The 11,526-nt window shown below is 43.3% G+C and carries 7 protein-coding genes and 2 tRNA genes; 2 read left to right on the forward strand and 7 right to left on the reverse strand.

The genetic code is table 11. The annotated features are described in order from the left end of the window. Window positions 1–457: 457 nt before the first annotated feature. The 6 genes from truA to ANPL_RS01965 form a co-directional block, all read right to left on the reverse strand. The gene (gene truA, locus ANPL_RS01940; protein WP_169193119.1) at window positions 458–1,198 is read right to left on the reverse strand and encodes a tRNA pseudouridine(38-40) synthase TruA; all 741 of its coding nucleotides are present in this window, start codon (window positions 1,196–1,198) and stop codon (window positions 458–460) included. Continuing rightward, window positions 1,195–2,091, reverse strand: coding sequence for an aspartate carbamoyltransferase catalytic subunit (locus ANPL_RS01945; protein ID WP_174764276.1), 897 nt, complete (start codon window positions 2,089–2,091; stop codon window positions 1,195–1,197). The genes truA and ANPL_RS01945 overlap by 4 nt, the downstream gene beginning before the upstream one ends. 739 nt (window positions 2,092–2,830) lie before the next feature. Continuing rightward, window positions 2,831–3,484: a fructose-6-phosphate aldolase gene (fsa, locus tag ANPL_RS01950; protein ID WP_169193121.1), complete on the reverse strand. Its 654-nt coding sequence runs from the start codon at window positions 3,482–3,484 to the stop codon at window positions 2,831–2,833. Beyond that, on the reverse strand, window positions 3,481–3,879 hold the full coding sequence (locus ANPL_RS01955; RefSeq protein ID WP_169193122.1) for a hypothetical protein: 399 nt from the start codon (window positions 3,877–3,879) through the stop codon (window positions 3,481–3,483). The genes fsa and ANPL_RS01955 overlap by 4 nt, the downstream gene beginning before the upstream one ends. A gap of 37 nt (window positions 3,880–3,916) precedes the next feature. Next, window positions 3,917–5,389, reverse strand: coding sequence for a F0F1 ATP synthase subunit beta (gene atpD, locus ANPL_RS01960; protein ID WP_169193123.1), 1,473 nt, complete (start codon window positions 5,387–5,389; stop codon window positions 3,917–3,919). 76 nt (window positions 5,390–5,465) lie between these two features. After that, a tRNA-Leu gene (locus tag ANPL_RS01965) sits at window positions 5,466–5,548 on the reverse strand. Window positions 5,549–5,948: 400 nt separating this feature from the next. Here ANPL_RS01965 and mgtE point away from each other — a divergent pair. Then, entirely contained in the window at window positions 5,949–7,292 is a 1,344-nt protein-coding gene (gene mgtE, locus ANPL_RS01970; protein WP_169193124.1) for a magnesium transporter, read from the forward strand. Between the two features lie 841 nt (window positions 7,293–8,133). On the opposite strand, the gene ANPL_RS01975 is transcribed toward mgtE, so the two are convergent. After that, window positions 8,134–8,207 (reverse strand) — tRNA-Pro (locus ANPL_RS01975). A 341-nt stretch (window positions 8,208–8,548) separates the two neighbouring features. Between ANPL_RS01975 and ANPL_RS01980 the strand changes: the two genes are divergently transcribed. After that, the gene (locus ANPL_RS01980) at window positions 8,549–9,112 is read left to right on the forward strand and encodes an RlmE family RNA methyltransferase (RefSeq protein ID WP_236822893.1); all 564 of its coding nucleotides are present in this window, start codon (window positions 8,549–8,551) and stop codon (window positions 9,110–9,112) included. The last annotated feature ends 2,414 nt before the right edge of the window (window positions 9,113–11,526 follow it).

An 11,526-nucleotide genomic window follows, 5' to 3' on the forward strand; every position in this document is an offset into this window, starting at 1 on the left:
ATTTAAGAAACAGCGATAGAAGAAAAATACTCTGCATTCTTACTTAGGCAAGAAAAGCGCCGAGGTTTTTGAAACAATGAAAATGCACCCATGTGTTTTCCAGAGTAAAAAATTTGAGAAATTCTGCGCTTTCGTTTACTGTCAACAACAATAGCTCTACACGCGAATATTTTAGCTAGTAAAACGTGCGCAGATTACCCCGCACTAGAACAAGCATTTAAGAAAAGAAATACCGCGTGGTTTCCTATGCGCCGCTGCGCTAGGCATTGCGGCACCTCTTATGATTCTGAACCATTTATGTAAAATTCGGTAATAAAATCATGCGTCAGTAATATTTTGAAGACACAATAAAAGGCAAAAAGTCATACGCACATTGCTGCAGTACAGCAGCAATGAATTTAAGAACGACAAAGAGATCCTTTTCGATTTCTATACAAAGGTGCACTCCCCAAAGCGCCTAGTATTCGACGTGCGTGAGATATAACCCATATGGTGGCGCTGTGATCCCCGCAGCAGATCTTTCCCTTTTCTCCAGTATGGTTTCGATATACTCCGGGGAAAACAGTCCATGACCACATTGCACTATTGTGCCGACTATAATCCTAACCTGCTTGTGCAAAAACGACAATGCAGATATCTCTACATGGATTACATCGCCTTGTTCCGTGATTTCCAGTCTGTCTATAGTCTTCACAGGAGATTTTGATTGGCAATCCTTTGCACGAAAGCTTGTATAATCCTTTTTTCCTACAAGGTAAGACGCTGCACCCCTCATGTTGGCAACATTCAACTTTCTTGGCACATGCCACATGCGCATCCTATCGACACATAAGGGCGCTTCTCTATTTGATATCTTATAGACATAATGTCTCTGCCTGGCAGAAAATCTACAGTGAAAATCCTCATCCACCTCTTCTAAGTGTATGATTGATACCATTTCGTGGCGCAAATAGTGATTTAGGGCGTTTTTAACAACATAGCATTCTACTGCAACTCGCAAATCAAAATGAATAACCTGCCCCAAAGCATGAACACCGGAATCAGTCCTCCCCGCAGCATAAACTACAACTGTCTGCTGGGAAAAAGACTTTATTGCCGCTTCAATTACCTCCTGCACAGATTTGCCAGAAATTCCTGTCTGCCTTTGCCATCCAACAAATGCTGTTCCTTCGTACTCAATAACCGCCTTGTATCTCATACCAGCATGTAGTGCAAAATAGCCTTCCTGACCGCGACACCCATTTTAACCTGCATTAAAATCGCAGAGCTCGCGTCAGCAACTTCATCTGATATTTCCACTCCCCTATTCATTGGACCAGGATGCATAACAACCGCATCTTTCTTCGCTATAGTCGCGAGTTTTTCTTTATCAAGCATATAAAGTGCTGCATACTTGCTCTCCAACATAGCAGTACCCTCGGCTATACGCTCCTTCTGTATTCTCAACAGCATGATAACGTCAGCGTTTTTTATTCCTTCTTTCATGCTATGCGTCACAAAAGACACTCCTTCTAAGGGCTCATCTGGTAAAAAATGCTCCGGAGCTATAACAGTGATATTAGCGCCACACTTTGATAATAACCTTACATTCGACTTCGCAACCCTGCTGTGTCGCACATCCCCACATATAGCAACATTTAGTCCAGCTATGTTCTCTCCTTTCAGGTGCCGTATGGTACAGTAATCTGTTATAGCTTGCGTTGGATGCTCTCTCACTCCATCTCCTGCATTAACAATGCAACTACCTACTATCTTCTCTTCCACTGCGTCAATGAGACCACTATCTCTTGTCCTTATAACTAGCAAGTCCGTACTCATAGCTTCAAGTGTTGCAACAGTATCAACAAAGCTCTCACCTTTGTTGATAGAAGAGGTAGCCATGTTTAAAGTCACTGAAACAGCTCCTAAAGACTTTTCTGCTATTTCAAAAGCCAACAGAGTCCTAGTAGAATTCTCTAAAAACAAATTCGCGATTACCTTACCTTTTAAGATATCTCCAGATGTCCAACCATTCATATAATTGAAAGAGAGCTCTGCAATGCTTGCCAGATCAGCATCACTGAGATTATCGATACGCAAAAGTTTCTTCAGTTTTCTCATATTTTTCGCACACAGCAGCACCCAGTAAACTTACCACTATTTCCATCTGATATGAAGGAAGATATCTTTGATCTCTCAAGGGGTAACACTTATCCAAGATAAGATGATCCTTTCAGATGAAGAAGTGCAGGGGTTTAGGTCACCAAGAACAGATTATAAATCCTATAGGCAATCACATTGCTAACACTGGCTTTGAGTACGTAAAAAGCCATAACCCAGGGCTTACACTGCCCGGATACCAACGCTACCTGATGTACCTCAAAAGCGCCACCAAGGGGTGCTTAAAACGTAACTCACAACCTCGAGGGACGGTGTCCCATCGAATACCACATAAGTCACAAAAGCGTATTACAAATATGCAGCGATATCACGAAAATCACTCGTTGCCTTACCAATATAACGCTCCGACAAGCACATTATGCTCATATAAAAACACTATTATATAGGGCGTGCCCATTGACTCAAAGCCGGAGCAGATATAAAAAACTACACGTAGACTTCACAAAATGCACCCCTTTGCGAAAGCACTGTGGACATCACACAGCCCGATGCCAATTCAGAAACTAACAAAGGAACGCAGGGACAGCACATTCCAACACACTATGTGTGTGTACACATGTACATGAAATTATCACAGCAATGGCAATTTGCCCCAAACGTCATTTTACACCACGCAAAAAACAACTCCTGAAACGCAGCCCAACCGTTTAACAAGAACGATAAATACTGGTTATAAAATGCTTTTTCCAGCTTTGTTCCACGCATCCAAAAAGTCTTTAAGGCCTTTGTCTGTCTGCGGATGCTTAAATAACTGTTCAAAAACAGCCACGGGAACTGTAGCCACTTCAGCGCCCGCTTTAGCCACTTCTACCACATGCTGAGGGCTTCTCACTGATGCCGCCAAGATTTGCGTAGAAAAATTATAATTTGAGTACACGGTACGTATATCCCTAATCAGCGTAACACCATCTCCACCCAAATCATCAATGCGCCCCATAAAAGGTGAGACAAAGTACGCTCCTGCCTTAGCAGCAAGCAGCGCCTGGGAGACCGAAAAACACAAAGTAACATTCACCTTTACACCCTGCTTCGAAAGCATATTACAAGCACGTATGCCATCAAAAGTCATCGGCAGTTTTACAACAACATTCTTTGCAATCTTGGTAAGACTGACTCCCTCTTGCACCATATTCTCAGCATCGGTCGATACTACCTCAATGCTCACTTCACCAACAACAAGGGAACAAATCTCCGCTAATAGCTCTGCGTATGGGCGATCCGACTTAGATAACAACAAGGGATTAGTGGTTATTCCATCGACAATACCCGTTCTACAAAGCTCGGTTATACGACCCACATCTACGGAATCCAGAAATATCTTCACTTTGCCAAAACCATATCAATAAACCTCAAGTCCGTCCTAGAAAGCTCACCAATTACACCCCCAGAAGAAGTAAGCTTGGCAACCTCATCTCGAAAACGCCTTAGCTCTTCTTGGCTACTCTCTTCAGGTAACACAAAAACCTCAGAAATGACGCAGCACATGTTATCTTTAATAGTCAACGTCACGCCAGACGCCAAGACCATAACTTCCCCTCCATCCTCCTTTTTCAGCACTATAAAACCCGGAAGCAGACTCATCACAGACTTCTCATGTCTTGCCATGACAGTAAACTCTCCCCTGACAGTACGCGCAGTAAGCGAACGCACACTAGGATAATCAGCCTTCTTGCAAGGAGAAACAAACTCTACAGCCAAGCACTCCATATCCAACCTCATACCAAAACAGCACTATGCGATAACCAGCGCAAAGGCCCTACTTCATAGACTTGGCTTTCTTTATCGCATCTTCTATGCCACCCACCATGTAAAAGGCAGCTTCCGGCAAATCATCATATTCCCCCTCGACCAACCCCTTAAAACTACGCACAGTGTCTTCCAACTTTACAAATACTCCAGGGTTACCCGTGAAAACTTCTGCAACATGGAAAGGCTGCGATAAAAAGCGCTGTATCTTCCTTGCTCTCGCGACTAAGAGTTTATCTTCTGGCGAAAGCTCATCCATACCCAAGATGGCAATGATGTCCTGTAGCGACTTATAAGTTTGAAGTATTCTCTGAACTTCCTTCGCAACCGCGTAGTGCTCTGCCCCCACAACATCCTCAGACAGCGCCTGAGAAGTGGAGTCAAGGGGATCTACCGCAGGATATATACCCAATTCTGAAATCTGCCTTGACAGTACAGTGGTAGAATCCAAGTGCGCAAATGACGTGGACGGCGCAGGATCTGTAAGGTCATCTGCTGGAACATATATAGCCTGCACCGACGTTATCGACCCCTTATTAGTAGAAGTAATTCTCTCCTGCATCGCGCCCATTTCTGCAGCAAGTGTAGGTTGATATCCTACTGCCGAAGGAACACGCCCTAAGAGCGCAGAAACCTCCGAACCGGATTGTGTAAACCTGAAAACATTATCCACAAAGAACAAAACATCTTGCCCTTCAACATCACGAAAATATTCAGCCATCGTAAGCGCAGAAAGTGCAACCCTCATTCTCGCCCCAGGTGGCTCATTCATCTGCCCGTATACCAGCACCGCTTGAGACTTTTCTCGCTCATCGATATTAATAACACCAGACTCTATCATCTCGCGATACAAGTCATTTCCTTCACGGGTACGCTCACCCACCCCAGCAAAAACCGAAAAACCTTTGTGTGCCCTAGCGATGTTACTTATCAGCTCCATGATGAGAACAGTCTTACCCACTCCGGCACCACCGAAAAGACCCACCTTTCCCCCCTTCAAATAGGGCGCCAAAAGGTCTATAACCTTTATTCCGGTAACAAGTATCTCTGTCGCAACCCTCTGCTCCGATAACTTAGGCGCTGCAGAGTGTATTGAGCAAACCTCAGCCGCAGAACTCAAATCTCCTAAGCCATCTATAGGATTGCCCAAAACGTCAAAAACCCTACCCAGAGTTTCACGTCCTACCGGTACCGATATGGGAGCACCAGTACTAACAAATTTATCACCCCTTGATAAACCGTCTGTACTGCCCATGGCAACGCATCTCACCATCCCCCCGCCAAGGTGCTGCGCTACTTCTAATACTAACGCCTTCCCTTGATACTCCTTCTCACTCTCTAGTGAACACAAAATCTCGGGTACACCACCTCCAGAGAACTCCACATCGACAACTGCAGGCATAACCCTGACAGCCTCTCCAACACTTACAGAAGGCGAACTAGAGACCTCGCTTCCCTTCTTCACTTTTTTTTCGACTTTCATTGCTATACCCAATCAAGAAGAAGCACACACGTGACAAACTCACCCACAACGGTATTGATAAAAGAACAACACAACGTACCCTTAGCCGGACTCGAACCAGCACACCCTCTCGGGCAGTAGATTTTGAGTCTACCGCGTCTACCATTCCGCCATAAGGGCCACCTCACCGTACAGATACTACAATCAATTTCCCCCAAGTCAATCCCTACTATGCCATTGTTTTACCACATTAATGCTGATAGCGCCCATTTATGCCGGGTAGGAAAATGTATCGTGTACATCACATATGTGCGGGTGGCACTATTTAGTACATAGCGTTAAGAGCAATACACCAACAACAAAATTCTGAAGCAAGCACACACGATGGAGAACATTTAACTTACAATTAAGTGTCACATGCTATGATAGGGTGTATGGAGTTGCATGGTTTTGAAAAAAAACAAGCCTGACCCTACTACCATGTATAGAAACACAATTTCAAGATATACAAGATAGGAAAAATGTGCTAGGAGTGGCTCCACGCTTCACCTTAAATAGTTGCTAAATTACCAGGCCGGACATGTCGCACCATTTATTGGATAAGGATACCAGTGATTTTCTAATAGATGCCATAGAAGAGGAAAGGACCGAGGACATAGAGAGGGTCATTAGTGGAATGGATGGCGTGCAGCTGGCCTTTTTCTTGCTAACGTCGACACAAAATCAAAGAAAAGAACTCCTGAAGCACGTAAGAGACGAATCGATCTCAGAAATCTTGGTACACCTAGTTCCAGGACTGAGACAGGGGGTGGTAAGCACACTGGGAACGGAAAAAGTTGCCCGCTCTATATCAGATCTTGATAGCGAAGACATAGTAATAGTAGTAGAGGACCTGAATACTGAATATCAAGAAGAGATCCTCAGACTGCTTCCCGAGAAAAAGCGGCTACTTATCAATGAACTCCTTTCCTATCCCGAAAAAAGCGCGGGAAGGTTGATGCACAAGGACATTACCGTAGTCCCTGCACATTGGAGTATAAAGCAGCTTACTACTTTTTTGCGGGAAAATTCAAGAAACAGGAAACTGCACGAAATATTCGTAATAAATCAAAAGCTGCAGCCTATAGGGATACTTTCTCTCGATGACGTGGTAACCGCTAGCAGCGATAGTTTCGTCCATCAAGTGATGGATACAGACATTAAGTTAATTCGCCCAAGCGCAAATCAGGAGGAGGTGTCTGAAACTTTCAGGCAATACTCACTGCTTTCGGCGCCTGTTGTAGATAAAGAAGGCCGCATAATAGGATCTGTTCTGGTTTATGACATTATAAATGTAGTACATGAAGAAGCTGAAGAGGACGTGCTGCATCTGGGTATGGTATCCGACGGTGATATAAGTTCACCACTTGTAAAAACGGTAGCCAGAAGAATGCCGTGGTTGCTGCTAAACCTTTTAACCTCTACAGCAAGTTCATTAGTAATCGGGTGGTTTAGCGATACAATAAAAAGCTTTATAGCTTTATCTATAATAATGCCAATGATAGCTTCTATGAGCGGCAATTCCGGATTGCAAGCTCTTGCTGTTACAATACGGGCCCTGGCAACTAAACAACTTACCTATAGAAACTCGAGAAGGCTGCTCTTCAAGGAACTGTGTGTTGGGATGATAAACGGAGCAATTATAGCCGCGGTAGCTTCTTTTGCTGTTGTTTTCCGTTTTCACGACGTGCCCATAGAAATTCTTTTCGTAGTGTCGATGATAATTACATTCTCAATTTCGACACTTTCTGGAGCAGCAGTCCCGCTAATACTTAACTTTTTCAGGGCAGATCCTGCCATATCTTCATCAATAATAGTGTGCGCTGCCAGCGACATATTGTCGTTTCTGATCTTTCTAGGACTGGCAACAATATTTCTCATGTAAGTACGGCTCGCTATGTTTAGTGAACTTATGCCCTAAGGCTGAAGAGTTTGCCACTTACAATGCGAGAGTCTACCTTAATGTTTAAATCTTTCATTTGATGCATAGGGTCTGCACCCTGGTTAGCGTGTAATAGTTTCAGCATTTTATAGCCCTCAAGCCATCATGATATGTGAAGTACGTTGTAGAATAGGAAGCCCTCTCCCTTATACTTCCTATCTTGGATAAAGCACACTATTAAGAGAGAATCTGCACCAACAATTTAAAATGACTTCCTCAACTATGAGCTTATGTTTCAGTATCACAGAAAATTAGCATCTATATAATGGCTATGAACTGGCAAAATTAGCGAAAAAGCTGCTATTATCGAGCCTTCCCCTTGAGAACCCTAGCATACCCTAATCCATGAGAAAGCCCGCGCTATAAAGGACGTATATGTCCTTCACATCATAGATGGAAAGTAGATTTTGACGTATCCTACCCTATAATTCCTGTAACTGTGAAGCAATAGAAAAAGGCATTGCATTAAGATCCCGCTATACGTCCTACAAACACACTGCTATTTACTTGTAGCAAAAAGCACAAAATACTGCAGAGGAGAGTAGCATTTTTACAGTTACAACATTGGAGAGACAAACTCAAAATGAGCACTGTTTAACATAATACTTTATTGATATAACCATAACCTCATCTAACAAGGAAGTTATGCTTTATATGTACGCATGACACCGATAAAACACACAGCGAAAAAAAATGAACGGCTACGTCCCTAGCGTCCATTTATGGACACATTAAAACTTACAGAAAAAACAGCAGATCTCAGCTCTTATAAAAGCCCTGCACGTCGGGGTGGAGAGATTTGAACTCCCGACCCCTTGGTCCCAAACCAAGTGCGCTACCAAGCTGCGCTACACCCCGAAGCCCGGCCATGGTAAAACATATAGACAGTAGTGTCAATATCTCTCCCAATTGTCGACGCAATATTTCCAATTACGGGGATTTTTTACAAAGTAATTGTGGAAATAGCAGTCCTTTTTTTGTCTACTTTGAAATATAAACACCTTCCAGTGAACCTACTAAGGATTGATGTTTACTACATCGCAAAAGATATGTCTTAACTCACAGGAATAAACCACTTACTATTATGCCCATAGGCAGTAGATTTTGGGCTAACAATAGTTAGAATACGAACAGCGAAAGGGCGAAGGATTTCCTCTACAAACTGGCTTTATCGGCAGGTAAATGACAGGTATGTAGCCCTGGCAAAAAAAGAAGGGTACCGATCAAGATCAGCGTACAAGCTGATAGAAATAAACGACAAATTTAAGATTTTGCGACCCGGTAGTTTTGTATTGGACCTAGGGGCTTATCCTGGGGGATGGTCACAGGTTGCTGCGCAGCAAGTAGTGAAGGCTGAAGGTAAAAGAGGCCTAGTAATAGCAGTCGACTTGCAACAAATGGAAGCAATAGACAATGTTACCTGCTTGCGGTGTGATATTGAAAGTGAAGCAGCTCTCTTGGATTCACATATAAGTCATATCCGCTTCGATGTAGTTTTATCAGATATGGCACCGCGATCATGCGGACATCGGCAAGTAGATCACGCAAATATCATAAACCTCTGTGAATTAGCTCGCGATATGGCGTTACAGCGACTCAGGCCTTTGGGATGCTTCATCACTAAGATCTTACACGGAGAATTCGAGCAGGAATTTAGAAAGTCCGTCATTCCCAACTTTGAGACTGTTTCATACTTTAAACCCAGGTCTAGCAGAAGTGAATCTTCGGAGATGTACCTGGTTGCACTGAAGTTTAAGGGCTAGAATGTATGCAAACATTATAAATTCTGCACGGGGGGGGGGTATTCTTGTTGTATACTCAGATAGCAGAGAGCACACGCCTGTGCTGCCCGAGTCTCCTTGCCCCATGCTGGAGGCTGTTGCTCTTGGCCATGAAGCTATGGAGGATCTAGCCATCACAGTGGCCTATGCAGATGATTGCAGCTAAAAAGCTATCGTGCTGGATAATTTGTTCTACCAACAAGACTCTTGTAGAATCCACTTCTGTTATCACCTACACGCGTTTTTCTGCGCTATAAAACGAGCGCTCTATATGTCCCTCAGGGGTCAGTTGACCTTCATAAACATATGGACAAGAAATGCGACTCTTACTGCTCAAAAAAGCACATAAACAACCCTATTCTCATGAATATTTGCGGAATAAAGTTATGATATTTCATGCATAGATTCTGTAGTAACAATGCTGACGTATGTTTGAGTAACGCTACTGTACCAGTAGTTCCAATGTACACTTACGTGCTAGGTATGGACCATAACCTGCACATCACATATTTCTAGGAAACGTAACTGCAATTTAAAAACAACATTCTTCAAGATCCTGATAACGCTCGCTTTTCCCAATTTCCACAGCTATTGCACTTAGGTCGCTACATAATTGAGCCATTTTTAATCACTACTCTCTGGACAATAGTTCGCAATATGCGATTTGCTCACCGAATATCCTTAAGGGGGTATGGAAATTTCCGCACCATAGGGTTAAATCTTGCGAAGATAAGTGGCTAATTTCAGCGCATGTAAAGTTCGTGCCATAAACATGTAAGATAAACTCTCATTAAGTTGTGAAACTGTGTTATCCATCGAGGATAAAATACACAGATCAACATTGGCGTGTTTTACCTTAATACTGCAGTAAAACTGCAGATGAATGGAATGCGTAACTTTGTGTTGATGCTATAGCAAAGTCAAATTCATGCGCTTGTTCCTTCTAGAACAGGCTATAAAGCCGTTTTTTGAAATAAGCAGCAAGGCCAATAGAAATTGCCCTGTAAGATCCAAAAAAACTATGCATGACTTATCAGGCGCAAAAAAGGCAGAGGCAAAACCAAAACGCTTTAGAGAAGTATGCCCTCAGATTCATACCTTATTTAGTACCATTTCCGTGGCCACAAACAAAAAAAGGCTAGCAACAAGAATACTTGAAACACCGTTATTAGACGCTCGCCAATAGTTACTAAGCTCCCAGCAAATATACTCATCCATTGCATAACGCATCAAATTGGTAAGGCCCGTACAGATCACAATGGTGGTATAGAACTACTGTATCAGTATGTAAAACCAGCCTATCATGGCTCTAATGCATGTTCAGGTTGTGTTACTTATATACAACACTACAAAATAAAAGTTGCATATACGCAAATAATCATGTTAGCATGGTGCCGCATTGAGATGTTGTGTGTGGTTGCACCCGCTGTAGCCTCTGGATTGCGTGGTTTTTGTAGTTCAGGTTGTCTGCAGCGGGGTTTTTCTTCTTTTGATCTTCTTGCGTTTTTCTTTCGTTGCTAGCCGCGCTCTTGTTGTACGCACGGCTTTGTAGCATGGAGTACTTTTGGATACCTCAGCGGTATTGCACTTTATGGGCAGGTACTAATCTCCTTCTTGCGTCTGGTCTGGCGGCAGCTGGAGTTTTTGTCCGTGAAAGGCTAAAACTTGTAAATTCCCGTAGCGAACGCTCTGTTACCGCGTCACAATAAAAGAAACTATCTATGTGCTGACCCAGAGCAAAGTAACGCATAGAGATGAGTGGTGTTACGATTTTTCAACAGTCCCCCCCCCCGTGCGTGGAGTCGATTAGTAGCTGGCGTTTTTCTTGTTAGAAAGTCGAAACGCGCAACTTCCGTGTAAATGGCTCTCTATCGCACTCACTAACAAAAACCTGTCCATATACTTGCTGCAGGAAGCCATGAGTAGGCATGGGGGCGGCGAAGGAACTGTGTGTTCGCTAAGCGGGAAATAGTTATGTATGGAGCTTTTTTATGTGTGGCTTTGAACAGATAAAAACCCATGTAGTTATGAAAAAAAGCAAGCAAATCCGCGTCATCTCCTTTGTAGCGCGGATCATGCCACGTGGTAAGCAAACTATCTCAAATTGATACCGGCACGTAGTGGCCTTTTCTTTGACGTGGCAACAAGCAAATACCCACATCAACATGAGGGCCACTAGAAAAAGTGCTGCAGATAGCGCCTCTTAAATGCAACGCAAGACGTTGCAACAAGAAAATACCAAATCACCCAATAATCCACTAAAAGAGCGTTACTAATAGAGACTCCCTTAAAATTCACTACCAAAAGTTAGTGGGAGAAAATATCTAGTGGGAGAGTGCTTACATAATACTTGCGAAAGTTGCCCAAATTCTGAGTGAGGTTCCGAACCTCGAGAT

It is taken from the genome of Anaplasma platys (assembly GCF_012790675.1).
In the GTDB taxonomy this organism is placed as follows: domain Bacteria; phylum Pseudomonadota; class Alphaproteobacteria; order Rickettsiales; family Anaplasmataceae; genus Anaplasma; species Anaplasma platys.

What these genes read in the sequence shown, in the direction of transcription:
- truA (WP_169193119.1), bottom strand. Translation starts at nt 1,198, where the DNA reads ATGAGATACAAGGCGGTTATTGAGTACGAAGGAACAGCATTTGTTGGA.
- ANPL_RS01955 (WP_169193122.1), bottom strand. Translation starts at nt 3,879, where the DNA reads ATGAGGTTGGATATGGAGTGCTTGGCTGTAGAGTTTGTTTCTCCTTGC.
- atpD (WP_169193123.1), bottom strand. Translation starts at nt 5,389, where the DNA reads ATGAAAGTCGAAAAAAAAGTGAAGAAGGGAAGCGAGGTCTCTAGTTCG.
- mgtE (WP_169193124.1), top strand. Translation starts at nt 5,949, where the DNA reads ATGTCGCACCATTTATTGGATAAGGATACCAGTGATTTTCTAATAGAT.